Raw genomic sequence first — 26,788 nt, 5'->3', positions numbered from 1 at the left:
ACAACTGATACCGTCTTTTTAAAATCTATAGGTTGCATATCATCATATATAGTTGTGGGTTTCTAATTTGCGGCAAAAGTACGTAAAATTATCAATTATAGCAATAAAATAGCCACGAAATGTGTATAAAAGATGTTAATAATACATGTATCTTGTATTTTTTACACTAATAGGTGAATGTACTTTACGGTATTTTTACTTGTTTAATATTGTGCTGATAATCAATATGGTAATAGAAGAAGCAAAAAAATATAATGTACTTTATGGGTACTTGTCGGAACAATTGAATAAAAAAGTCCATATCTTTGCACAAAAATTCGAAATAACTAAAATTTTAAAAACATTATGAAACAATTAAGGACAAAGAATGTGATGTATCGGTTTCTTATGATGTTATTCATGGTGTGTGTCACGATGACAGCATCAGCCCAAAAGGCAAAGATAACCGGTACGGTGAGAGACCCGGGCGGGGAACCACTGATTGGTGTCAGTGTGAGAGTTGACAAGACCGGCCAGGGGGTAGTGACAGACGTGGATGGTAATTATTCCATCGAGGTGTCTTCTTCGGGCACGTTGATTTTTTCGTATGTGGGATTTGAGACCGCAAGCGAGAAGATTAACGGACGCAAGGTCATCGACGTGACGCTGAAGGAGAAGAGTGATATTCTTAATGAGGTGGTGGTCATAGGTTATGGCACCATGGACAAGAAAGAGCTTACTTCAGCCATCTCACATGTGAGCGAGAAGGACTTCCTCACAGTCAGTTCGCTCGACCCCTCTATGATGATTCAGGGCAAGGTGCCTGGTGTGTCAATCACAAACACTGGTGCGGGCGACCCCAACAATCAGGCAAGCATCCAGATACGTGGTGTCTCCTCGCGTTCTGCCGGTCTTGGTCCGTTGATTGTCATCGACGGTGTGCCTGGCGGCAACCTTACTAATATCAATCCCAACGACATTGCCTCGTTTGACATTCTCAAGGACGGTGCAGCCTCTGCTATATACGGAACACGCGGTTCGAATGGTGTAATCGTGGTGACGACGAAGAAGGGAAGCAAGGACGGTTCGGTTCATACGTCATATTCAGGTATGATGTCGTTTGATGTTATCAAGAAAGAACTCGACATGATGAGCGCGCAGGATTATCGTGACGTCCGTCTCGGATGGGGCGACACAGGTGTTGACCTTGGCGGCAATGTCGATTGGCTTGACGCGGTGAGCCGCACAGGTGTTACAATGCAGCACACCCTCACCATGAGTGGCGGCAACGACAAGAACAACTATCGCATCAGTGCCGACTATCGTGATGCAAAAGGTATCGACCTGCGTTCGGAGCGTGAGGAATATGGTGCACGTGCATCGGTGATGCACACAAGCAAGGGAGGACTGTTCACCTTCACCGCCAATGTGGCTCCGCGTATCATATATCGTGACAATGCCGACTGGGGAGTATTTAAGGATGCCATTGAGGCCAATCCCACCACTCCCTTGATGGACCCGGAGAATCCCGCACGCTACTATAACTTCATGGGACAGGTAGTGGGCTCGAATCCTGTGGAACGTCAGAAGCTCGAACAAGATCATGCCGACACGAAACTTCTCGACTGGGATGCCACAGTCAAGCTTAATCTGTTGCCATTGCTTGCCAAGGAAGGAAAGAGCAACCATCGCCTTACCACCCAGCTGATGTTTGCCGACCATCAATATAGCAACGACAACACATGGTTCCGTCCGTCAACCAGCACCATTGCCATCAATAACGGTCGAGAGGGCGAGGCAAGCCGTTCCTATAGCAAGGAGCGCCAGCAGATTATGGAGTGGCTCACCAACTACAGCGGCAGTTTCGGTCAGCATAACGTTAAGGCTATGGCAGGTTATTCCTACCAGTATTCGCGCTATTCGGGCTTTAATGCCTATAACAAGGATTTCCCCAATGACGGACTTGGTGCGGACAATCTTGGTTCGGGAGAATATGCCAAGGAAGAGGGAGAGATATGTATGGGCAGCTATCAGAACGACTCTAAACTGATTGCCTTCTTCGGTCGCGTCAGCTACGACTTCGCAGGCAAGTATATGTTTACAGCCTCGTTGCGCCATGAGGGTTCGTCGAAGTTCGGAGCTAACCACAAATGGGGTAATTTCCCTGCCGTATCAGCCGGATGGCGCATATCCGACGAGAAGTTCATGAAGGGAGTGAAATGGGTGAACGACCTCAAGTTGCGAGCAGACTTCGGTATTACCGGCAACCAGGACTTCGGCAGCTATCTCTCTCTGAACACCATGACAGGATTCGGATATTACTTCTATAACGGCAAGTACTTCCAGGTATGGGGACCGTCGAAGAACGTCAATCCCGACCTGCGCTGGGAGAAAGGCAAGAACTGGAACGTGGGTATCGACTTCTCACTCTTTGACAATCGCCTGTATGGTTCGGTCAACTACTTCAACCGCCGTCAGCAAGACTTGCTCGGAAACTACAAGGTGTCGGTGCCACCATATCTCTTCGACGAAACATTTGTCAATGTAGGAACGATGAAGAACACAGGTATAGAGATTGACCTGAACTTCCGTGCGGTGAATACCAAGGACTTCACATACGACATCAACTTTGTGGGAACCACCCAAAGCAACAAGTTTGTCGATTTCAGCAATTCACAGTATGTGGGCCAGGACTACTATGACGTTTGCGGTACAGAAGACCCGTATCCCTTCTATAATCTCCAGCGCATACAGAAAGGCGAGTCGCTTGGTAATTTCTACATGTGGCGTTATGCAGGCCACACAACCGATGGCGAATGGCTGGTATATGACAAGGACGGCGACATCATCAGGGCTTCACAGGCAAGCGATGCCGACCGTACTGTGGTGGGCAATGGTATGCCCAAATTCACCATGTCAACGTCACATAACTTCCGCTATAAGGATTTCGACCTCTCGCTGTTCTTCCGTGGGGCATTTGGTTTCGATATCTTTAATATCCATGATTTCTATTATGGCACACGAAACTTTACGGGTAACCGTCTGAAGAAGGCATACGCCAAGAATTTCGTGGTTTCATCGACGGCCAACCCTGTGGTGTGCGACTATTTCCTTGAGCGCGGCGACTATCTTAAGCTCGACATGATAACGTTGGGATACACGCTAAAGGCGGAAAACTGCCGTTTCATAGACCGCATCAGGCTCTATGGCACAGTGAAGAACGTGTTCACACTGACAAAGTTCAGCGGTGTTGACCCCTCAACATACCAAGTCAACGGACTCACACCGGGCGGACAAGGCTCACGAACCTATTTCCCCTCAACCCGCCAGTTTATCGTAGGCATGCAAATTGATTTCTAACAACGATTAATTCAGATAAAGATATGAAGATATTCAAATATTTAGTTTCTGCGGCTCTATGTGCAGCCACACTTTCGGGTTGTACAGACCTCGATGAGACTCTTTACGACCAGGTGGGCACACAAAACTACTATAATACGAAGATGGATGTCGTGCGTGCCACCTTCCGCCCATTTGAACATGCATTCTGGAGCATACAGAGCCGGCACGTGCTCAACGAACTGTCGGCCGACCAGCTCATCACTCCCACCCGTGACGGATGGTGGGACGACGGAGGCAAATGGCGCCGCTTGCACTATCATGAGTGGAACGTGGAGGATGGAGGCGATGCCCAGACAGAATGGAACGGATGTTTCCAGGGTATTATGCAGGCCAATTATGTCATTGAAGACCTTAATACGCTCTCGCCGGATAAGTTTGGCTTCTCGCAGGCTGAGTTTGACAATCTCAAGGCACAGTGCAGGGTGCTGCGCGCATGGTTTTACATCCGACTGCTTGATGCCTTCCGCAATGTACCACTTGCTGTTAGCTACAATGACGTGTCGCTGAATACTGAGACTCAGGTGGAGCCTAAGAGAATATTCGATTTCATCGAGACAGAACTGCAGGAGACAATACCCATGCTCATCGAGAAAACGAACCTTGGAACCAATTCTACCATACAAGGCCAATGGACAAAGGCGAGTGCCGCAGCCCTTCTCGTGCGCCTCTACCTAAATGCCAAGGTGTATATTGGTGAGGAGAAATATGACGAGTGTGCCGCAATAGCACAGAAGATTGTCGATGGCGATTACGGCAAGTATGCTGTAGCTGACCGTTGGGATGCCGCCTTTGACTGGGACAACGACAACTGCGATGAGGTGATATTCGGTTTTCCCGCTGATGCCGGTTATACCTATTGGCAGTATCAGGGCGACACATATTGGTGGACTGTTCCCGCTCGTGCCCGCTATTATTTCAACGACTCCAAGAGCAAGGCAGGCGACCACAACACAAAGTATGCCGCCTCGCCAAGTTATGCTCCCAATGGCGAGCCGCTGGATTATCAGTTGGGCATGACAGTGCAGAAGTTCCGCAAGTATCCAGGCGACGTGCGTCTGAAACTATACCGTAATCTTGGCGATAGCCGCCGCGAGGGAATGTTCCTTTATGGTTATCTCGAATACAAGGACGAGAATGGCGCCACGAAGAGGGTCAAGGCTCCCGAGGTTGACTACGAGCTGTATATCCGCGACGCTGTGGGTAAGTTCCAGGGACTGGATCCAAACAAATGGCTTGCCGCCACTACAAGTACGCTGCGCGATGGCGACCACAACTCTGGATGGCATTTCGCCAAATATCCATTCTATACCGATGACGACATTCACCAAATGGAAAGCGACTACACAGAGATACGCCTGCCTGAAGTAATCTATTCACTTGCGGAATGCAAATTACGTCAGGGAAAGAAAGCCGAGGCAGCACGACTGCTCAATTCAGTGCGCCGCCGCAACTATCCCGAGGAGAATCTACAGGAAGTGCTCTATGCTCCTGAGGGTAATGCCCAACTCGACATGGATGAGATGCTCGACGAGTGGGGACGTGAGTTCTTTGCCGAAAGCCGCCGCCGCATCGACCTTATCCGTTTCGGAAAGTTCACCTCCAGTTCTTGGTGGGACAAGACACCGGATGCCGACTCTCATACAGAAATATTCCCGATTATGCGTCCTATCCTCAATGCCAACAGGGCTTTGAAACAGAATCCGGGATATAATGACTAAGGAGTAAGTATAACATTATTAATGACAACGATTATGAAATTGAAGAAAATATTTTCCGGTCTTGCCGCAACTCTCATGGCTTTATGTCTTATCGGCTGCGACGAAGAAAAAGACCCTGTAATCATTGAAGGAGATCTGCCTATCAAGACTTCTTCCCTCTTTATGGTGGGCGATGCCACTCCCAACGGATGGGACATAGGCAATCCTACACCCCTGCAGGCCTCAGCCGACGATGCTTTGGTTTTCTCATGGGAAGGCTCGCTCTATGCCGGTGAGATAAAACTTTGTCTGACTACTGGCAGTTGGGACGCTCCTTTTATCCGTCCTGAGAACAATGGTGCGGAAATTAGCAAGTCGAACATAACGGCACAGAAGTTCATCATGCACGCCGGCGATCCCGACAACAAATGGCGAGTGACATACGCTGGCAAGTATCGTCTCACCTTCGACTTGCGCAACTGGACGATGTCAACAGAGTTCCTTGGTGAGAATGACGCTCCTGTCATCGAGCCTCTTGAGGCAGAAGCAGTATATATGCTCGGCGATGCCACTCCTAACGGTTGGGACAACAACAATCCGACAGAACTGGTGAAGAAGTCGAAGTACATCTTCGAGTATGAAGGCGAACTAAAGGCCGGTGAGATGAAGGCTTGCATTGAGAAGGGCAGTTGGGATGTGCCGTTCATTCGTCCTGCCTCTGCCGACTGCAAGATCAACAAGAGTGGTGTGGAGAGCGGCGACTTTGTCTTCACCACAGGTCCCGACAACAAGTGGAGGGTGGAAGAGGCAGGCATATATCGCCTTATCCTCGACCTTGAGCATTGGACTGTAAAAGCAGAGTTCATAAGTGAAATTGAGGTGAAACAAGACCCCATAGAGACCGAGACACTCTTTATGATAGGAGATGCGACACCAGGCGGTTGGGGAATGGATTCTGCCTCGCCGTTTACCCGTGATGCCAACGACAAGTATGTCTTCACATGGGAGGGCGAACTTGTTCCGGGAGAGATGAAGGCTTGCCTTGTCAAGGATGGCACATATTCATGCCCGTTCCTTCGTCCGTCGGTGGCAAATACCGAGATTTCATCGGCTGGTGTAGCTGCACCCGACTTCGTGTTCTATGCAGGCGATCCCGACAACAAATGGAAGGTCACCGAGGCTGGTACATACCGCATCACCTTCAACCTCAAGGACTATACTATAGCCGTAGAGAAAAAATAATGTATCTGAAACTATAGAATAATAAACAACAATGAAAAATATGACATTAATGACAATAGCCCTTGCGGCTGCATCATTGTTTGCCTCATGCAAGGATGATGTGGAGATGAAATATCCTCCAAAGTATGAATTGCCCGACTTGCCCGTTGTCGAGGGCATACACGAGAATGTGAAGGCACCGCTCTACTGGAGTGTCTATGAGTATTGCTACGAAAAAGAGCGTCAGGGCGAAAGCACAATCGATATTACTCCCGACGAATGGGACAAAATCATCGACTTCGTGGCTTCGGAGCTAAAGCCCCATGGATATGACATGATATGCACCGACGGCTTTATCGCAATGCTTTCCACCGATGCTTCGGGATATATGACCCAGTATGGCTCGATCTCTTTGAAAGACCTTATTGCCAAGTGCAAGGCAAAGGGACTGAAACTCGGTGTATATGACAATCCGTTGTGGATACACGGACCGAGAGAGACAAAAATCGAGGGTACAGACTATACTTTCGCTGACCTATATTATAATGGTAAGACTGCAGTGCAGAATCCCGGTTCGGAAGACAAGTGGTTTCATTGGGCAGTAGCTGAGAATCCCGGATGCAGGGAATATATCGACGGTTTCTTCAAGCATTATAAGAACCTCGGGGTGGATTTCATCCGCATGGACTTCCTCTCGTGGTATGAGGACGGCAAAGACCGCGGCATAGGTGTCGTAGGACGTGGATATGGTCGTGAGAGTTATGCTCGTGCCTTGGCTTATATCGCCGAGTCGGCTAAGAAATACGGTATCTTCACCTCTCTTGTAATGCCACACATGTATAATGATGCCGAACTGGAGGCTCGCTATGGCAATATGGTGCGCATCGTATGCGACACCGGCGGCGGTGGATGGTGGCACTGCTCGGCACAGGACAAGGGTAAGTCATACGCCAACTGGCCCAACTGCAACAATCAGTTTGACGGCTTTACTTACTGGTCGCATATCGCCGGACGTAACAAGGTTATTCTCGATGGTGACTTCATCCGTCTGAACAAGTTTGACACCGAGGCAGAAAAGCAGACTGAAATATCCCTTCAGCTCATTGCAGGTGGACCAGTTGCAGCTGCCGACCAGTATAGTACAATAGGCGATAATGCCAAGTATTACACCAACGACGAACTCCTTGCGCTGAATCGTGACGGCTTTGTAGGTAAACCGCTCAGCGACAAGCTCGGCGACAAGAAAAACGAGATTTGGTATGGACAGATGTCAAATGGCGACTATGTCCTTGCCCTCTTCAACCGCAGTGACAATACTTCAACCGTTTCAGTCAACTTCTCTGAAATAGGCATAAGCGGTGAAATGAACGTACGCGACTTGTGGGAGCATGCCGACGAGGGAAAGGCTTCTGCTGTCACTGCCAACATACCTGCGCATGGATGCAAGGTGGTGAAACTGACAAAATAATTAGATATTCAAAATTTTACTTAGTTATGATTCATACATTTAAAAAGTGCTTTGTTTCCGCAATCTGTGTAATGGTGGCCATCAGTGCCACCTCACAGGTTGCCAGTCATTCCGTGGCTTCGCCCGACGGAAATCTTAAACTGAGTTTCTCGCTGACTGATGAAGGCGTGCCAACATATAAGATTGACTACAAGGACATTCCTGTGGTGAAGACAAGTCGCCTCGGCATGGAACTTAATGAGGAAAACTCGTTGATGGACAAATTCCGCATCAATAAAGTCTCCACATCATCCTTTGACGAGACATGGCAACCTGTGTGGGGTGAGGAGAGTAATATCCGCAACCATTACAATGAGTTGTTCGTGGAATTGGAGAAACCGTCTAACGGACGATTTATGAATTTCCGTTTCCGTGTTTATGACGATGGTGTAGGTTTTCGTTATGAGTTCCCACAGCAACAGTTTCTGCCTTACTTCACCGTAAAGGCTGAACATACAGAGTTTGCAATGGCTGGCGATCATACGGCGTGGTGGATTCCGGGAGACTACGACACGCAAGAGTACGACTATACCGAGTCGAAGCTATCCGAGATTCGTGGATTGATGGAGGCTGCCAAGTGTGACAATGCCTCGCAGACATTCTTCTCTCCTACTGGTGTGCAGACATCATTGCAGATGAAGACTGCTGAAGGATTATATGTCAATATCCATGAGGCTGCACTTGTGGATTATTCATGTATGCACCTCGACCTCGATGACAAGAATTTTGTATTCCGTTCGCAGCTCACCCCTGATGCACAAGGTAATATGGCACATTGTCAGACACCTTGCAGTACTCCCTGGCGCACTGTGATGGTGGTTGACGATGCAAGGAAAGCTCTCGCTTCACGTCTTATTCTCAATCTCAACGAGCCTTGCAAATATAAAGACACGTCGTGGATTAAACCTGTGAAGTATATCGGCGTATGGTGGGAGATGATTGGCGGAGGCAAGGCATGGTCTTACACTAACGACCTGCCGTCTGTACATCTTGACTCCACCGACTATTCAAAATGCAAACCCCACGGCAATCATCCCGCCAATAATGCTAATGTGAGAAAATATATTGACTTTGCGGCTAAGCACGGCTTTTCGCAGGTGCTTGTCGAGGGTTGGAACATTGGTTGGGAGGACTGGTTCGGTCATGAGAAAGACTATGTGTTTGATTTCCAGACTCCATATCCCGACTTCGACATCAAGGCTCTAAACGATTATGCTCACTCAAAAGGTGTGAGACTGATGATGCACCATGAGACATCTGGCTCGGTTCGCAACTACGAGCGTCATCTCGAAGCGGCATACAACCTTATGGACAAGTATGGCTACAACTCTGTCAAGAGCGGATATGTAGGCAACATATTGCCTCGTGGAGAGCATCATTACGGACAATGGATGAACAACCACTATCTGTATTGTGTCACAGAGGCTGCCAAGCATCATATTATGGTCAATGCCCACGAGGCAGTACGTCCTACCGGCTTGTGCCGCACCTATCCCAATCTCATAGGCAACGAGTCGGCACGTGGCACTGAATATGAGTCGTTTGCAGGAAACAAGGCTTTCCATACGACAGTCCTTCCGTTCACCCGTCTGCAAGGAGGACCTATGGACTATACCCCGGGAATCCTTGAGGGCGACATGAACAAGATTGACCCAGGCAAGCATCATCATATCAATTCCACCCTTGCCCGCCAGTTGGCACTGTATGTCACAATGTACAGTCCGCTGCAGATGGCGGCCGATATCCCCGACAACTATGAGAAATATTCAGATGCCTTCCAGTTTATAAAGGATGTGGCTATTGACTGGGATGAGAGTCGCTATCTCGAGGCAGAGCCAGGACAGTATATCACCATTGCCCGCAAGGCAAAGGGTACAGATAACTGGTTTATGGGCTGCACGGCAGGTGAAAACGGACATCAGTCCACTCTTAAGCTCGACTTCCTTGACAAGGGTCGCAAATATGAGGCTGTCATATATGCCGACGCTAAGGATGCCGACTATCAAAAGAATCCACAAGCATACACCATCTCCAAGTGTAAGGTGACAAACAAGAGCATTCTCAAGCTCAAAGCCGCCCGCGGTGGTGGATATGCCATTAGTATCAAACCAATAAATTAAAAGCTTATGAAAACAGATTTTATTAGAAAAATGTTTTGCAGTTTGGCTCTTGCAGTCACAGTATTAACCGCAAATGCCGCCGAACGATTGCTAATCGTCGGTGAGGCTGTATGGGGAGGTTGGTCTATCGACAACAGTATTGTGATGTTTAACAGCACCGAGAATCCTGATGTGTTCAAGGCCACTGTCAATCTAAGCACGAATGGAACTTTCAAGTTTCTTACTACCACTGATTGGGGCAACCTCGAATATCGTGCAGGAGACAATGATGTAACTCTCACTGCAGATGTTGCTTCTGACCTTGTTTCAAGTGAAGAGAACTCAAACGACAAGCAGTTCAAGGTGAGCGAAACAGCCAACTATGACATCGTTTGCGACCTCACAGCAAAGACTATCGTTGTCAAAAAGGCTAAGTATCAGACAAATCTTCTGAAGCATACTGCCCTGTGGATGGTAGGTTCGGCCACACCTGGAGGATGGAGTATCGGTGAGGGCACAATGCTTGTTCCCACGGTTGACAATCCAACTGTGTTCAAGGCTACTGTTAACCTTGCGGAGGGAGAGATGAAGATTGCGGTGAACAATCAAACAGGTTTCGGACAGACATTTTATCTTCGTGACACTACCGATGAAACTAAGATGGTGTTTGGCGGTGATGACAACAAGTGGAATATTACCAAGGCAGGAACTTATGATGTTACAGTGGATGTAGTCAATATGACGATATCAATCACAGAAACAAACTCCTCCGGTATCTCTTCTGCTGAGAGTGCTTCTAATGTTACAACCGCATTGTATGACCTTGGCGGAAACCGTCTTTCTTCCCGTACTCTTCGCCCCGGTTGTTATATACAAAAGAAAGGTTCATATACACGAAAAGTTATGGTAAAGTAAGTAATTGGAGCAACAATAATGTTACAATTTGGTGGAGTAAGCACTTGCTTATTCCGCCAAATTATTTCTTTATCCCAAGTTTGATACCCTATAATTATTTTCAACTATTTTTTGTGGTATTCATAGGGCTAACTATCTGTTTTTCAGCAATGGCATCCTGAAAAATCGATTTGTAGTACACAGAAGTCTCGCAGAAAAGTTGTACCTTTGCATCCGATATGCACTTCATGTCTCAGCCAAGATACAACCCGAGGACGCAGCGCGATGACTGGTACTACCGCATCAAGGAGTCTTTCCGTGACCTGACAGGCCGCGTGCGCAGTCGTGTCATGTTGACCGTAGGCTTCATCGATGAGCCGCACCGCCCGGAGGACATCCGCGACATTGGCAAGTGTCTGACCTACCTGCACGAACACCAGGGACAGGAAGAACTGTTCGGCAATCCACTGTCACGCTACAACGGGTTCGTGCAGCGAAAGACACGGGAGTTCTGGCATGAGATGGTCAACAACGGCAGCATAGACGCAGTGGAGGCCTCCATGGAAGAGTCACGCGAGAAGGCGGAACGCCTCGTTGACATGAATACCATCCAGCATTCCCGATGCCCGTGAGATTGGTGCCGAATGGGTATGCCTGCTTTCATACTGGATAGTCAACACCATACGCTACAAACTCAAGCAAACTGGAGAGACATGCTTTTGGACGGAGATTGTCCGGAGGCTATCCACGCAGAAGGCGGTCACCACGGAAGCCACAAATGCACTTGGGGAGAAGGTCCACATGAGGCTTTGCAGCGAGCCGAACAAATCCGCAGATGATATTTATGAACGACTAAAGTACAAAAAGATGCCATTCAGAAAAATCAGAATCGAGAAAAGTTTGTAGTACACAGCGACGCAAATGAAAATCGCAAAGTACTGGAAAGCAGGGAAAACGGATAAGCAAATGTCAAACTTGGGTTAAGGACGAATACGGCATCAGTCCGGGTGAAATGAGAAGTGAAGGCAGCAAAAAACAATAGTCGTAAGTGTCTCACCCACTCGCCTAAAAAGCTTGTGAACTGCCATAAAAGCCCTCCGCCATGTGTCATTTTATAACACTGGCGGAAGGCTCTTTAGTTTGAGGGACAGGGTACAGGTCCGTGTCCTGCCTCCTCATTTTTTGTAACATTTGAGATTATATTTTTGAATATTCCTGCGGGACAGTGACCTGTCCCCTGTCCTGAGGATTCTTGTTGCAAGTTTACTTCACCACCACACGTGGACGATAATCAAACAGTTTCTGATTCTTGCGGAGCTGGCTCACCTCCAAGTTTGGAATTACTTCCCCTTCCCAGTCTGCTCCCCACATCTCAAACGGTTCTCCTTCGGGAGAGATATAGGTTAATGTCCTTACATTGAGTGGAAGAGGTTCGAACATTAATACGATTGCGAAATAATCACCGGAATAGCCTTCTACCCAGAACAAGTCATTGTTAGGATACCCCATTACACCCTTGCACTTATACTGATGTCCACGTTCGTCCAAAAGCACTGTGTTGCCACCGCGTCCGTAATACTCACGAAGCCAGTTCTGCTCAGTGGCAATAGCGAGAAAGGTAGTCTCGGGCGTGCGCCAAAGTGCCATTGTCTTCTCCTTGACAGGCTTGATGGTGTGGGCATCATTATACACTGCCCATGAATCATGCTTGTTTTTGTTGTAATTCTCTGCATCCTTAACCTTATGTGCAAGGTGTATGTTTGGGGAGGAATCATAATCCGGCAAATTCTCTTCCGCTATCATTGACGCTTGCTGCTGTACGTCCGTACCGCGCATATACCAGTTTGGAACACCATATATGGCAAGATCCTTTGCATTTTCTGGAAGTCGAGGGAATACAATCTGAAGGTCGAGGACTGTGCCTTCCTTTCCTTTCACGGCGAACACCTTGTTGTAACAACGCTCAGGAATAGTAGATTGTGCCTGATAGATAATGCCGGTTTCCTTGTCAAGGATCGTTGTCTCGGCATTGCCAAGCCACAGGTTTGTCACAACGTCAGCCTTCATCATGAAATAACAATGAAGTACGGTTTTCTTGCCCTCGTCTGTCAATGTCCATTTCATTGGCATGTAAGGAATTGCCATATTTGCCTTACCATAAATGGACTCTACATCTTCAACCACAGGCACTTTGTCAATGATACCTATGTTCTCGTGCCAAGAGTTATTCTCCGTGCTTGGCCATTCTATAGTTTTCAAACCTGTTTTCTCGTCAGTTGATGAATTTGGCAATCCAGTATAGAGCACGAGACTATTTGCCCTTACTGTTATGTCTTTTTTCTTCTGTGCCTGGGAGGCAATACATACGAATGCCACGAGGCTAAGGATTAATGCTTTTTTCATATTTTCTTTGATTTTTGATTGATGCTTGTATTTGAAAGTTTATCGCGATATTCTCTAAAACCGTCTGATGACACTTCTGTGTCGAGCGGTGAATGTGTGCTGTATAGCAGTATCTTGTTCCGCACACGTTCTGCTATCCACAGGTACTTTAACCCCTTTCGCATATCTTTCAGACAGAAGAAGAACTGCTGGTGCGAATAGTTTAGCAGATAACCTGGCATCTTATCGTCATACCAGCAAGCAGCTTGCAATAGTCTGCGGAAGAGATCTAACTCTTCAGTATCAGGAAAGACGTATGCTGTACTTACAACGTCAGAATCGTCTTTGCCAATGGCACATGAAAGCGAATCGCATTTGATGTGATGATAATTTGCTATCTTAACGATGAACTCCTCCATACGACTTGGTGACTGATAGTTGTCCACTGTGTCATTTATGACATTTGATGCGTAATGCAGGTTCTCATCAGTAACTTTTGCAATGATATTATTTACATTGCTATTATGTATCGTTAGTCCGGTGTTTGTTCCATCAGTTTGTTCCTTCGTCGGGGATTCGTTTGAAACAGCATTGTTGCTAACCATTCTATGCTCCTGAGGTTTATCTGTCTTCATCTCAGCCACAACATTATCTTCATTGCTCTCAATAGAATTAAAGCAGACGAAACCAATGAGCAATGCGACACTGGCAGCTATGAGCCATCTAACAGGGACAGGCAACACAAACGATTTCTTGCGAGATGCCTTCTTTGCCATGTCAGCGTCATATTCTGCTTCGCCCATAGCTAGTTCTCCAAGCATAATGCGCACCACCTTCCATTCATCAGGAATGTTACCGCCGAGCAATGCCCTGGCAAGCTGTTGTTCTTCCTCAGGCGTTGTGACACCGTTGAGGTAGCGGTCTATTAATCTTTGGATTTCATTATTATTCATAGATTCATTCGTCTTTTTAGTTCAAGATACAGCTTCGTTCGTGCCTTGGACACCATACTCTGCACAGTAGTTCTCTTTACACCTGTACGGACTTCTATCTCTTCATTCGAAAAGCCATCAAGTCTGCGCAGTTCAAAAAGTTCCCGTTCGCGTGGTGTAAGCCTCCTTTGCATCATATCTTCCAATAACGCATCGCACTCTTCTGCCTCAAGCCTGTCGAAATCAGATGAGGGAATGTGACATTCTGCACCATTCTCATTACTGCCGGCAGTTAGCTTCAATGCTTTCTTACGTTTCATGCTTACGCAACAGTTTTTGGCAACCTTTATTGCTAATGCCTTGATGTTTCTGCTCGCATCCATCTTTTCGCAGATTCTCCACAGCAGAAGTAATGACTCCTGTGCCACATCCTCCGCATCGTCTTGCGAATGGAAGTAACGCAAACCCACGTCGTACATCAATGGACGCAGTTCCTTGGCTGTTGTTTCAAACTCTTGCTGTGTCATACTTTTATCTTATATACGCAATTTTCATACTAAACTTATGTACGTGTATCTGATTTTAACATATTTTTAACACAACATGGATTCAAAAAAAGGGTGAAAAACTCCCACACCCATTTCTGGGCATGGGAGACAGGTTCTTATGACCCGCTATAAACTAACGAACCATCGGCACCTGTTCCTGTGATACTTTTAGGTTTTACGGTATTTCATCGTCCGTCGTGAAACTACCCCATGTCAGATTACATTGTTGAAGTATTCATCAGAACTGGTGTCCTCAGTTTCAGATGTCACCTCGATTTCTATCTCCTTTTCTTTCTTGATGTGGTCCATCAGTTTTCGGAACACGAGGTTAGAGTCTATGAGGCAGTTTGCAGACTCAATGCCCACCAAGATACATCCAGCCGAATGTTTCGGCACATTGCCCGTATGTATCTGTATGCCATCGAAGTGTGGCACATCCTGAAGCCATGGCACCAAGCGGCCATGTTTATTCGACCATGCGATTTTCACCTTGTACTTGCCTTCAGGTATGGCGGTCTTACCCTTCACCTTCTTCTCCTTGCTCCAGTCGATGCAATGAGGTTCAAGCGTGTCGCAATACCAACCGATACCTTCCACGTATAGCTCGCCAAGAGTCCTATCTTTGGCGAATTTCTTTCTTACTAATAATAGTTTCATAATGGTATGGCTTTAAAATCAAACTGTTTTCTGTTTTCTGTTTGTCATTTCTTGATTTTCTTTATTATTCCGTCGAAACTGTCATATTCTATAAGTTTTCTCTGCCTCCATGTAATAAGCTGCTGCTTAACGAGTTTAGTATCTACAGATTTCGCAAGTTTCCTACGAACAAGTATTAAATCTTCCATCTTGAACTCGTCTTTCAGAAGGTCGAGCATATTCATCGGACCTTTTTTCGACGTCATTTCTGAATCCTCGTTGATGGCATCTTCAAGCATCTTACCTATCACGTGCATCTTAACCCAGAGATCATACCTCAGAGTCCACTCCATGTAGTTTTGTATCTCTTCAGTCCACTGTTCGCCGTTAATAATGTAAAGCATCATGCCTTTAAGCCATGCAATCACGGTAGCTCGGTAGCTTAGCACAAGGTAAGCGTCTGATCCGTACAGAGAGGCAAGTTTCTCGTTTTCGTTGCAGAGATGTTCGGCAAAATTGTTGCAATTCGGACATGATATTTCTCCAGACAGCGATGATAGTTTCTGTGTTATCTTTCTTACCTCATCTATATACTCAGAGTCATACTCCTTAAACACAGGACGTTTTACATCGTTGGGTTTTATGATGGTCGACATCGAAAGGCGAGTGATGGTTCCGGTTGTCATCTCACGTGCAAAGAACTTCTGGAAGTTGCGGTTCGTTGTCGATGCATTGAAGTTGAAACGCAAAGGCGCAATACCAGTCACTGAGTCAGAACCAACTCTTTCTTGCCCGTGCTTCGAGTTGTCAAACGCCTTGCGGATTATCACGCTTACCTCGCTCGCCGAGCCACGTGACGTTATGTTTTTAAGCGTATCGATCTCGTCAACGCTCGTATAGAGATAGCGCTGCCCGTTTTTGTCGGCATCGTAAACTCTCTGATTAAACACGGCGTCTGTAAGGTTGTCGATGAGCACCTGTATGCAGATGTCTGACGGACGAGGGTCTCGTTTCTGCTTCGATGCTGGATTCTTCTGCTTCCACTCAGCCTCACGTGCCCTGTTCGACTCGTCACGTTTCACCAGTTCGTCGAGTATGATGCTGATAGGCTTTCTCACGCACCCCTTACCAATAGACATCGGGGCAGTAAGAACCGACATGAAGGTTGGTTCATGTTCCACGCCATCCCAGTAGCGGAATTTAACTCCGTGTACGTAAGTAGAGAGTGGAGCAAAAACAGCCTCGCAGACGGCCGCCTTGTACATTTCAGGCACTTTCGACGAAAGCAGTCCAAGCGGATAAGGCAGCTTTTTCGGCATCTCTGGCGGTAGTTCATTTTCTGCCTCGAAATCCACATTCCCCTCCATTTTTTTCTCATTCTTGTAAAGAGCCTCCAGCACCTTCTGCAGCTTGTAGCTAACGCCACGGCGAGGTTCGTCGAGTGCACTCTGCAAAGTGCGTGTATATTCCTCTTCAGGGAAGTTGTCGTATCGGGGTATCACCTGCTTCATTATGTCGATGTTGTAGTCGCAGATGCTTCTCAGAGCCTTAGCAAGCTCAAACGTCATCACATTGCGGTTCCCCTCCACAGGAGTTTCGCCGTTATTAAACTGCCTCAAAAACTCCTTCACAATATGAGAGTAAGGCAACCCATTATAAAGCCTCTCACCCACTCTCTCTTTCAATTCAGAAGGTTGCGCTGTATTCGGGCTTACCACCTTCTTCCCTCCACATTCTTCTTCCTTCTTCCCTCCACCTTCTTCATTAACGAACAGTTCATCCTTGCAGAAGAACAGGTCTTTCGGGTCGGCTGTCGGCGTGAAGAACACTCTCGTGATGTCCTTTGCACCCTTGTCGAACTCAACACCAAGTAGTTTTTGAGCCCACTCAAGGTTCTTTTCCTGAGAGAGATCGGGATGACGTTCAAACACGAGGTGAAGTCCTTTCGTAGCCGAGCGTTCCAGCATCAGAAGGTGGAGTTTTTCAGCATTGTCGAGAATGTTGTCCTTCATTATCTCGAATGCAGTCTCAAACTCCTTTTTCGGCATATCCTTAGTGAAGTCTATGTCCATTCCCACCGAGTTCGACACACGTTTTGTACCCTTCAGCGTACCATCGTCGTTAGGCAGACACGAGTAGCAAAACTGCACCATGTGTTTCTTCGCCTCGCTGTCACCACCACGTGCTGCCTTAGTGTTTCGCCGGTTTTTCTGCGAGTTACGAATGGCGGCGTACTCCTTGAAACTGTTGATGGGGCGCATTTTCTTCACGCCACCATCATAATATACCTCGAAACAACTCATGACAAAGCCTCCTCCAGTTCTTTACGCATCACTTCCGCATAGTCCAGACCTTCGTTCTTGTACACCTTGCAATAGAAATAGTATGCACCATCCTGTGTTATCGACAGACCACCATGGGCAGTCTTTTTCTTACAGATACCTTTTCCTCTTTGTTTGGGAGGAGGAGTTGTAAACTCGAAGTTGCCCGACTCGGTCATGATGCCAATGCCTCTTCGTCTATACGACTTACAGCTTACGACCTTTTTACACTTGGACTTAAATTCAAATTTGTTATCTTCGTGGACTGTGCCCACACCTTTAAGATTAATCTTAGCCATAATAGATACTTATTAATAAATGTTTATATACAGATGTTCTTTATCCTCAACTGCAATTTCAATTCCGCTACCGATGAAGTTGATAAATTTGATTGATTCATGGTCTAAATCAAATATCGGTTTGGATTCATATTCTACATTCACAAAAACATCATAGACAGATGTATGGTTGATTTTTTCCACAGCTTCCACTATCAGTTCCGCGTTGCTGCATATTCCGAAAAGTCGTTTCACAAGCATTTCAACAATACTTTCGAAAAACTGCTTTTCCACCACGAGATATTTCACTCCGTTAATTTCCTCAAGGTCATATTTCATTGTGATGCAAAGTTCGCGCATCCAACCATTCTTGCCCATACTACCGTGTATGTTGGCATTTGAAAAGATGGAAGCCACGTATTCCATTACCATGTTGCTTTGTTCAATCACATCGCATGTATATACCACGACATCATCATCTTTTTCCAACTTCTCATTAGTAACATTCGAGATGCCCATTGAGGCTAAAATCACTTTGCAGAATAAGTCTGCCCTAACATTAATTGTCTTCATTTTTCTTAAATTAATAAATTATTTTTCACCTCCTCCTTCCACCCTCTTTAATTTTTTAATCTTTTATTGCTGTGGTGACTTCAGCGGCATCAGGTCAAAGATATTCACGTCCTGATACACCTTGCCATCGTACTCGTGTGTGGCAAAATGCACGTCGGCCACAACTATCGTGCCTACAGCCAACGGCTTTCCTGCCACCGCTCCAAAGACAGTGCCTACGAAACCTTCTGCGTTTCTTCCGCCCGGGAAGCGTAACACCACCTGAGCCTTACTTGTCATTCCGTTCTGAGTCTGAACGTCGGGCTGTTGGGCCCATTTCTCGATTTTTGCTATTACTTGCATAATTGTAAATTAATTTGTTAAACATTTATTCTTCTTGATGTACTCCATATACATCATTATCTTCATCGTAATAATACTATGGGTTCAATGGTTGTCGTTCCTTGTCACTGTCCTGCATCACGTTCAGCTTTAATCCGATTTCGGCTGCGCCACGACACAGTTCAAACACAAATTCAAACAACACCATCATCGACCGGTGTTTCAGTTTGATGTTCACATTCGCCGACCAAGGACTCACCGCACAAAGCAGTTCGTCCTGCTTGTCCTCATTCCACACCGACTTCACCGTAAGGTCAGCCCAATGGTCGGGCAGCGAATACTGGTGAGTAGTACGCTTCTCCATTTTCACGTTCAGCAGTTCCCTGCCCCAAACGTCGATTTTCAAAAAATTGATTCTCATATTTTCTTACCTTTAAAAAATTATTGTTTCTTGTTTTCGATGCAAAGGAAATGCAAATCGAGAGCAGAATTTGCCAAGCTCGCTTGAGCAATTATGCCGAGATGCCGCTTTCCTTATGCAAAGTTAAGGCAAGAAAATATTGCTGGCAATAGGAAAATTGTCAGCGTGAACGTTTGGGAACGTTTGGGAATGTTTGAGTGAATGTTTGAGTGAATTTTTCTATTGAAAACGCAAAAAAAGCATGAAAATAATCGTTATTATCCTTCTAAGGCAGTTGAATCGCCTTAAAACCATAAAAACGACAGTTTTCGTGCTAAATTATATGTTTTTTGTAGGTCAAAGAGTCGATTTCGAGCACCGAAAAATAGTCGAGAATTCATGTCAGAGTGAACGTTTGGGAACTTTTGGGAACGTTTGGGAACTTTTGTGAACGTTTGAGTGAATTTTTTGGGAACTTTTGTGGATGATTGGGAATTTTTGAGTGAATTATAGATTGAAAGCACAAAAAAGGCGTGAAACTAATCGTTATTATCCTTTTCAGGCAGTGGCATCGCCTATGACAAATAACAACGATAGTTCACGCCCTGGAAGATATATCATGCCCTTCAAGCCGAAGGGTACAATAATCCCAGTCATGAACATCAACCGTTATTATCCTTGTCATTTCATTGAAATTGCCACATTTCGAAAAAGGGGATAACACTTTATGATGTCAATCTTAAGAATTAGGTATCTCATCACGCCGACACGCCTGCCGTGCGTTCAAAACCCGATTGCAAAAATACTACTTTTCCGTTAAAACACCAAATTATTGTCTCAAAAATTTGTTGTAGTGGAAAATAAACCGCCCGACAACACGTTGTCTTCTCATCGTTTCCGATGCGTTTTTAGAGTCGCTGAACGTCCAGTTCGGATATTTACCTTTCACCATATCAACCTTCTTCGCCAATGTTGTCCTGTCGGGCAACGAGTCGATGCCGAGCACCGAAAGATAGTCGAGAAACGAGGCAGGAGTAGAGAAGTTGGCATCCGTCATTTCACCTTCGCAGTAAAGCTCAATCCAAGTCCAGTCGTAGCCGAATTTTATCAGCCCTTCCTTTTTCACGTTGTTCACGGCGTAGGCGAAGCGTCGGTCTCGTTCCGTTCCGTTCACTTTCACGAGTCCTATATCACCCTGTGCGCCTTTGTTTCTCTGCCTCACTTTTTCTGTCAACTTCACATACTCCATCACGGTCATCAACTGCCTCTCTGTGCATCCGCTTTTCATCAGGTTCGAAATCAGGGCAATATGATTATTGCCGAAAATCAAAGCCATTTTCAGATAGTCACTCAGCGAAGCCATATCCACGAGAGCCTTTCGGCAGTCGTTAGCCATCCACAGATCTTCGTCATTCATTGTCTCGTCGGTATAAGCCTCCAGCATCTTGTCAAACAGTCGTGCTTTCTCCGTAGGATTATTCATAATCTTCATCGCTTCCTCCATTTCCTTTCTAAGTTTTGCAATCCATCCGACCACAATTTCCGCTATTGTCGAGACCTTTTCCTCCATTTTGTAATATACCTCCAACTCTCTGCATGCTGAATGTCTGAACACGTCGTATTGAGTTCTGTCGCTCTTCTGCGCAATGTCGTCCACCAACTGCGCCAAAGCCTTCAGCATTCTGTCGATGTCGTCGTCCCAAAATTTCTCCACCGGCATCAGCACACATTCCTCCGCCATTTTCTTCACGTCAGCCATAGTGTTAGCCATCTCCCTCACGTTTTCAGCCGCATAAACAATAAGCCACGATGCCGACGCTTTCGGAATGTTTTCCATTTTCAGATATTCTCCGAGATGTTTCAGTTCCATCTCAATGTGGTAACGCAACTCATGCATCCTGTCGTAGATGCCCTTGGAGATGCAGCTTCGCATCTCCAATTCCTTTTCGATTTCAAAAAAATCCATACTTGTTTTTGTTAGTAATATAAATATATAGGTTTGGTAAGGAGGCTCGTAGTGAGTCCCTCATAAGTAAGTTTTAGTAGTGAGAAAATTGTAGTTTGTGTTCTCGTGTCATCGGCAAATACGATTCTGGGGCTTCCCATGAAGCCGATTTCATGGAAAGCCCCAGAAATGTCTATTTGGGCATTTATTTACATTTCACTATAATGGGCTATAACCAGCTTCGCTGAGTCCTCATCAAAACTAATGTTCCTTCGCCCCTAAAAAAAGTGAGGAACTACAAGTCCCTCACTTCATCTATTGTTAAACCTGTTATGTCGGCTATCATTTCTAATGCCAAACCATATGCCTTCATCTTCCGGGCATTTGCAATCATACCTTCCTTTAGACCTTCCTCTCGGCCTTTTAGAACGCCCAATTCCATGCCTTCCTTTCGGCCTTCCATAATGCCTTCCAATCTCACACCCTGAAACACACTGATGGTGTCGCGGTATTTCTTCAGTGCCTCGTCGTATTGCAGGCGTTCGGCACGGGTCATACCGCCAACATCGGCTATGCTCTCGAGTTTCTTGAAAACGGCACTCTGGGCAGCCCAGGGCAATCTGTTTAGTGTTTCCATATTCTTTAACAAATAAATCCAACGCTCTACTTGATTCTCACATTCATCAGCATCCTTCTTGAACAATGGGAGCTGGAGGTATATCATACGCAACTTGTCGGAGAATAGCTCCTTCGTGTCCTTCTCGGCAAGAACGACATCAGTGCGGAACTGCTTCTTGAAATCCAAGGGGCTGAAGTTAAGGAACGCCACAAGATAAACAGAGTCTATCTCATAGTTCCATGACGAACCGCGCTCACCTTGTCGGGCTATCGACTCCGACACGTAGTATATGCTCCTGTTCTTGAAGAATGGCTGCGACTTGTTTTGCATCTCTACTATTATCTTCTCGCCCTCGTCGGTCTCGCAATATATGTCGTAAATCAGCGACCTGTCTTCCTCAAACAGTGCTGGTTGCTCCTTGTCGAGGAATGTAAGGTTGACGATGTGCTTCTCTCCCTCAAAAAGGCTATTGAGGAAGTCGAGCAGCAGCGGTTTCGACAGCTCTTGTCCGAAGATTCTCTTGAAACCGACATCGGTGAAAGGATTAATGTATTTTGCCATATCTCGCTTTTTGGTCACAAAGATAATCCTTTTTGTTGAAACTGCAATAAAAGGGGTGAAAATCTTACAAAAAATTAACGGATAGAAGAATCACATGGCAAGTGCCTTGATTCATTTTTTCTTCCTGCCTTCAGCGATAAATTATGGATATAAGTTCAGATGGTGATGAGTATTCCTTATTATATTTCATAAAATAAAACGACCCGCTCATTTGAGCATCGTTGAGAGGCTTGGCGGGTTCTTGTGGTGCAAAGATAAGACATTTTAGTGCGGAATGGTGTGTATAATTGTTAAATTGTCAGAATATTGAATAATTTTCCGATGATTTTGATGCTTATATGAAATAAAATGTGTACTTTTGCAACGCAGAAGTTGTATATGATACACTTCTGCAAAGAAAAAGCATGATTAAATTAGTTAACATTAGCTACGTATGACAGCATTGCCAACCATATACATTACCCTATACAACCGCCTGACTCATAATGATTTAGGGACATTCAAAACATCTTAACTTTGCAATGACAAAATAATAAATAAAGTATAATATGAAAAAGGAATCAACACAATTCAGATGGCTCGTCACGATGCTTCTGCTCGTAACGGCAATGGCTATGCCAAAGATGGCATGGGCGCAGGTGATGTACACAGTGTTTGATTCATCCACCAGTACTCTAACATTCAAGTATGGCGTGAAACCTACGAGAGGAGAAGGTATAACGGTGTATGACATTCCTGATGTTTCCTCCTCTCCAGAATGGAAGTCACAAGTATCGTCGTCTATCAAGACGGTAGTGTTCGACGGGTCGTTTAAGGATGCTCGTCCCACTAGGTGTTTCAACTGGTTTAATGATTGTACCTCTCTGACCACCATCAACGGCATTGAGAACCTAAACACCGAGAGTGTTACGGATATGGATAAGATGTTCTATAACTGCAAATCCCTCACTACCCTTGACTTGAGTGGCTTTAATACGGCGAATGTTGGGTACATGGATATGATGTTTTGTAATTGCTCTGAGCTCACGACCATATATGCATCCAGCAATTTCATAATCTCTGCTGGAACATCATCTAGTTACATGTTTTCAGATTGCACATCGCTTGTAGGAGCCATAGAATATGATCCGAGCAAGACGGATGCAAGCTATGCTAATACTACAGATGGATATTTCTCCATAAAGGGTTCTGAAACTAAACCCAAGGAAGCATACGTCGTATATACAGATGCCGACAAAAACTTGACATTCAAGTATGGTGAAAAACCTACGGGAGGAGAAGGTATAACGGTTTATGACATTCCTGATGTTTCCACCTCTCCAGGCTGGAATTCGCAAGCATCATCTATCACGACGGTAGTGTTCGACGAGTCGTTTAAGGATATTCGTCCCACAACGTGTTACTGCTGGTTTCAGAATTGTACCTCTCTGACCACCATCAACGGCATTGAGAACCTAAAAACCGAGAAAGTGGAGGATATGCAATATATGTTCTATAACTGCTCATCCCTCACTACCCTTGACTTGAGTGGCTTTAATACAGAAGAAGTCGAGGACATGAGTTATATGTTTAATGGTTGCTCTAAGCTCAAGACCATATATGCATCCAGCAACTTCACAACCACTGCCGTAACATCATCTGATGATATGTTTTCAGGTTGCACATTGCTTGTAGGAGCCATAATATATAATTCGAGCAAGACGGATGCAAACTATGCTACTACTACAGATGGATATTTCTCCATAAAGGGTTCTGAAACTAACCCCAAGGGAGCATACGTCGTATATACAAATGCCGACAAAAACTTGACATTCAAGTATGGTGAAAAACCTACGGGAGGAGAAGGTATAACGGTTTATGACATTCCTGATGTTTCCACCTCTCCAAAATGGTATTCGCAAGCATCATATATCACGACGGTAGTGTTCGACGAGTCGTTTAAGGATATTCGTCCCACAACGTGTTACTGCTGGTTTCAGAATTGTACCTCTCTTACCACCATCAACGGCATTGAGAACCTAAACACCGTGGATGTTACGAATATGCAAAATATGTTCCGTAACTGCTCATCCCTCACCACACTTGACTTGAGTGGCTTTAATACGGCGAATGTCGATAACATGAACTCTATGTTTTTTGGTTGCTCTGAGCTCACGACCATTTATGCATCCAGCAACTTCACAACCTCTGCCGGAACATCATCATCTGATATGTTTTCAGGTTGCACATCGCTTGTAGGAGCAGTTGCATACAGCTCAGACAAGACGAATGCAGAGTATGCTAATACGACAACTGGATATTTTAAAAATTCCGGGGATTGTTCGGCATACGCTGTATTCAACAGTAGCAACAATAGCTTGACATTCAAGTATGATACAAATATTTCTCAATTAGCAGAAAATGAGGTCTTGTGTACGATCAAATCGGATAATCAAGATCAAGGATGGTATAACTATCGTACATCTATAAACAAAGTAGTGTTTGAACCGTCATTCGCATCCGCCAGACCTGTCACATGCTATCATTGGTTTTATGAATGTTCGAACCTTGCCTCTATCGAGGGCTTGGAATACCTCAATACATCAGAGGTGAAAAGTATGAATTCAATGTTCTTTAGTTGTACAAAAATCACCACCCTCAACCTTTCGGATTTCGAGACTTCGCAGGTGACAGATATGTATTATATGTTTAATGCTTGCAATGCACTTACTACTATCTATGTCTCTGACGAGTTCACTATAGACAATGTAACATCTGATACATATATGTTCAGATATTGCGATAAACTTAAGGGGGCTTCAAGTTATATAGAGGGTAATTGGAATAAAAACTATGCCAACTATCACACAGGTTATTTCTCTTATGGTATTAACACGGTTGATGACTTGAAGACATTTGCCAATAAAGTCAATGGCACATATACCCCAGCTGAAGGAGAGACTGCCACTCCCTACACCGCAATATGCGCAGGCCTGATGGCAAACATCACACTGACAGATGCATACAATCTGCCGGCCATAGGCAGCAGCGGCTACAGCGGCACTTTCGACGGATGCGGACATACCATCAGCGGACTGAACTTCAGCTCAGCCTCTTCAGCCCTATTCGCTCAGAACAGCGGCACGTTAAAGAACTTGGGCATAGCGGAGGCAACAATAGACGAAGGTGCCAATGGAAGTCTCTGCCAGACAAACAGCGGAACGATAGAGAGCTGCTTCTTTATGGGAACTACCACGGGAAGCTCTCAAGGTGCCGGCGGCATCTGCCAGACAAACACCGGAACCATCACCAACTGCTACTACCTCGCCGACAGCGAGACCGCCGCCATTGAAGGCACTACATACAAGACCACCGCACAGTTTAAGAGTGGCGAGGTGTGCTATCTGCTCAATAAAGGCAAGACTGACGGCACGCAGATATGGTATCAGAATCTTGCGGCTGAGGGTGATACTTGGCCTATATGTAATAATACTGGAAACAATACCGTATATTATGCCATTCTGTTTTGCGGTGGAACATCGAATGCGGGAAATACTTATGCGAATACCACTAAGGTCAAGATAGACCATGATATGCCAGGAGATGTATCACTCAACACAACAAAGCATATCTATCAGAAGGTATGCAAGAGAGATGGCTGCGGACATATTGGATATTATGCCACAAGCGACGGAAGCATAGAGGCAAAGTTGGAGGATGGTATTTATAAGGTAGAATCATTCACGTTGGCAGATGCCACTGCATACGACAACCAGGCAGAGTTCACTGTCACCTCCTTGGCTTACAAACGCACGTTCTACGATGACAAATGGATGGCGGTGTATGTGCCGTTCGCTATCGACTGCAGCAAGTTGGAGTCTGATTATGAGATGGCTACCATCAACAATTTCCATGAATACGAGCAAGAGAACGGAACGTACAATGTAGTGCTCGAAGTGAAACGAGTGACCAAAGGCAGCACTATACCAGCTCTCACTCCTTGTCTCATGCGCATGAAGACAGCTCCCGAGAAAGAAGTCGAAAAGACATTGACCTTCGAGAATGCAGAGTTTTCAGCTGCTGCCGACAAGAGCATCGACTGTTCAAGTGTCACTCGCTATTACCAGTTCTTTGGTACACTGAATGGCAAGACAGGACTGACAGCAGCTACGGACTTTGTACTCGATGCCGGAAAGTTATACAAGACCACCGAGAGTACCGTGCTTCTCCCTCAGCGCTGGTATCTCTCTGCCACCGACCGCACCAGCACTCCAGTTGAGCCTGCCACAATGTTGCGCAGCATCTCAATCAATGTGATAGGTGATGGTGAGGCGACAGGCATAGAGGACATCCACGTCAATACGGAGTCGGGTGCCGATGCATCAGGCAGCACAGGCATCTACGACCTGCAAGGCCGCAAGATAAACAGCGAGCCGACCAAGGGAATGTATATCAAGAATGGAAAGAAGTATATCAAATAAATAATGAATGACT

Annotated in this window: 20 protein-coding genes; 9 read left to right on the top strand and 11 right to left on the bottom strand. The window is 45.7% G+C overall.

Annotated elements, in window-relative coordinates; all coding sequences use genetic code 11:
* Window positions 1–345 precede the first annotated feature (345 nt).
* The 8 genes from CIK98_RS15590 (at window position 346) to CIK98_RS18390 (ending at window position 11,638) form a co-directional block, all read left to right on the top strand.
* Complete coding sequence (locus CIK98_RS15590) at window positions 346–3,339, top strand: SusC/RagA family TonB-linked outer membrane protein (protein WP_094385866.1); 2,994 nt, start codon at window positions 346–348, stop codon at window positions 3,337–3,339.
* A 23-nt stretch (window positions 3,340–3,362) separates the two neighbouring features.
* Window positions 3,363–5,099, top strand: a complete 1,737-nt coding sequence (locus CIK98_RS15585) for a RagB/SusD family nutrient uptake outer membrane protein (protein WP_094385864.1) — start codon at window positions 3,363–3,365, stop codon at window positions 5,097–5,099.
* 33 nt (window positions 5,100–5,132) lie between these two features.
* Window positions 5,133–6,320, top strand: a complete 1,188-nt coding sequence (locus CIK98_RS15580; protein ID WP_172409993.1) for a SusF/SusE family outer membrane protein — start codon at window positions 5,133–5,135, stop codon at window positions 6,318–6,320.
* Window positions 6,321–6,351: 31 nt separating this feature from the next.
* Window positions 6,352–7,767 (top strand): glucan 1,6-alpha-isomaltosidase, encoded by a 1,416-nt coding sequence (locus CIK98_RS15575; RefSeq protein WP_172409992.1) that lies wholly within the window; start codon window positions 6,352–6,354, stop codon window positions 7,765–7,767.
* Between the two features lie 71 nt (window positions 7,768–7,838).
* Window positions 7,839–9,926 carry a glycoside hydrolase family 97 protein gene (locus tag CIK98_RS15570; protein WP_094385860.1) on the top strand — a complete coding sequence of 696 codons (2,088 nt, stop codon included), beginning with the start codon at window positions 7,839–7,841 and terminating at the stop codon, window positions 9,924–9,926.
* 6 nt (window positions 9,927–9,932) lie between these two features.
* The gene (locus CIK98_RS15565) at window positions 9,933–10,820 is read left to right on the top strand and encodes a SusF/SusE family outer membrane protein (protein ID WP_094385858.1); all 888 of its coding nucleotides are present in this window, start codon (window positions 9,933–9,935) and stop codon (window positions 10,818–10,820) included.
* A gap of 467 nt (window positions 10,821–11,287) precedes the next feature.
* Window positions 11,288–11,431: a hypothetical protein gene (locus CIK98_RS18395; protein ID WP_172409991.1), complete on the top strand. Its 144-nt coding sequence runs from the start codon at window positions 11,288–11,290 to the stop codon at window positions 11,429–11,431.
* A gap of 18 nt (window positions 11,432–11,449) precedes the next feature.
* A complete protein-coding gene (locus tag CIK98_RS18390) occupies window positions 11,450–11,638 on the top strand; it encodes a hypothetical protein (RefSeq protein WP_172409990.1) in 189 nt (62 codons plus the stop codon).
* 424 nt (window positions 11,639–12,062) lie between these two features.
* On the opposite strand, the gene CIK98_RS15550 is transcribed toward CIK98_RS18390, so the two are convergent.
* The 11 genes from CIK98_RS15550 to CIK98_RS15490 all read right to left on the bottom strand — a co-directional run bounded on the left by CIK98_RS15550 (window position 12,063) and on the right by CIK98_RS15490 (window position 22,315).
* Window positions 12,063–13,202, bottom strand: coding sequence for a hypothetical protein (locus CIK98_RS15550; protein ID WP_094385852.1), 1,140 nt, complete (start codon window positions 13,200–13,202; stop codon window positions 12,063–12,065).
* Window positions 13,199–14,134, bottom strand: a complete 936-nt coding sequence (locus tag CIK98_RS15545; RefSeq protein WP_094385850.1) for a hypothetical protein — start codon at window positions 14,132–14,134, stop codon at window positions 13,199–13,201. The genes CIK98_RS15550 and CIK98_RS15545 overlap by 4 nt, the downstream gene beginning before the upstream one ends.
* Entirely contained in the window at window positions 14,131–14,640 is a 510-nt protein-coding gene (locus tag CIK98_RS15540; RefSeq protein ID WP_094385848.1) for an RNA polymerase sigma factor, read from the bottom strand. The genes CIK98_RS15545 and CIK98_RS15540 overlap by 4 nt, the downstream gene beginning before the upstream one ends.
* 234 nt (window positions 14,641–14,874) lie before the next feature.
* Window positions 14,875–15,318, bottom strand: a complete 444-nt coding sequence (locus CIK98_RS15535) for a DUF5675 family protein (protein WP_094385846.1) — start codon at window positions 15,316–15,318, stop codon at window positions 14,875–14,877.
* A 44-nt stretch (window positions 15,319–15,362) separates the two neighbouring features.
* A complete protein-coding gene (locus CIK98_RS15530; RefSeq protein ID WP_094385845.1) occupies window positions 15,363–17,600 on the bottom strand; it encodes a hypothetical protein in 2,238 nt (745 codons plus the stop codon).
* Window positions 17,597–17,917: a hypothetical protein gene (locus CIK98_RS15525; RefSeq protein ID WP_094385843.1), complete on the bottom strand. Its 321-nt coding sequence runs from the start codon at window positions 17,915–17,917 to the stop codon at window positions 17,597–17,599. The genes CIK98_RS15530 and CIK98_RS15525 overlap by 4 nt, the downstream gene beginning before the upstream one ends.
* A 12-nt stretch (window positions 17,918–17,929) precedes the next feature.
* Window positions 17,930–18,469: a hypothetical protein gene (locus CIK98_RS15520; protein WP_141210568.1), complete on the bottom strand. Its 540-nt coding sequence runs from the start codon at window positions 18,467–18,469 to the stop codon at window positions 17,930–17,932.
* Between the two features lie 63 nt (window positions 18,470–18,532).
* Entirely contained in the window at window positions 18,533–18,811 is a 279-nt protein-coding gene (locus CIK98_RS15515) for a hypothetical protein (protein WP_094385839.1), read from the bottom strand.
* A gap of 76 nt (window positions 18,812–18,887) precedes the next feature.
* Window positions 18,888–19,211: a hypothetical protein gene (locus CIK98_RS15510; protein WP_094385837.1), complete on the bottom strand. Its 324-nt coding sequence runs from the start codon at window positions 19,209–19,211 to the stop codon at window positions 18,888–18,890.
* Window positions 19,212–20,019: 808 nt separating this feature from the next.
* Window positions 20,020–21,156, bottom strand: a complete 1,137-nt coding sequence (locus tag CIK98_RS15495) for a hypothetical protein (RefSeq protein WP_094385832.1) — start codon at window positions 21,154–21,156, stop codon at window positions 20,020–20,022.
* A gap of 274 nt (window positions 21,157–21,430) precedes the next feature.
* Window positions 21,431–22,315, bottom strand: coding sequence for an Rpn family recombination-promoting nuclease/putative transposase (locus CIK98_RS15490; protein WP_094385830.1), 885 nt, complete (start codon window positions 22,313–22,315; stop codon window positions 21,431–21,433).
* Window positions 22,316–22,863: 548 nt separating this feature from the next.
* On the opposite strand from CIK98_RS15490, the gene CIK98_RS15485 reads away from it, so the two are divergent.
* Window positions 22,864–26,775: a BspA family leucine-rich repeat surface protein gene (locus CIK98_RS15485; protein WP_094385828.1), complete on the top strand. Its 3,912-nt coding sequence runs from the start codon at window positions 22,864–22,866 to the stop codon at window positions 26,773–26,775.
* Window positions 26,776–26,788: the final 13 nt, after the last annotated feature.

Source organism: Prevotella sp. P2-180 (assembly GCF_002251435.1).
Classification (GTDB): domain Bacteria; phylum Bacteroidota; class Bacteroidia; order Bacteroidales; family Bacteroidaceae; genus Prevotella.
The sequence above is the reverse complement of the archived record's forward strand: the minus strand, read 5'-3'. Positions and strand labels throughout refer to the sequence as shown.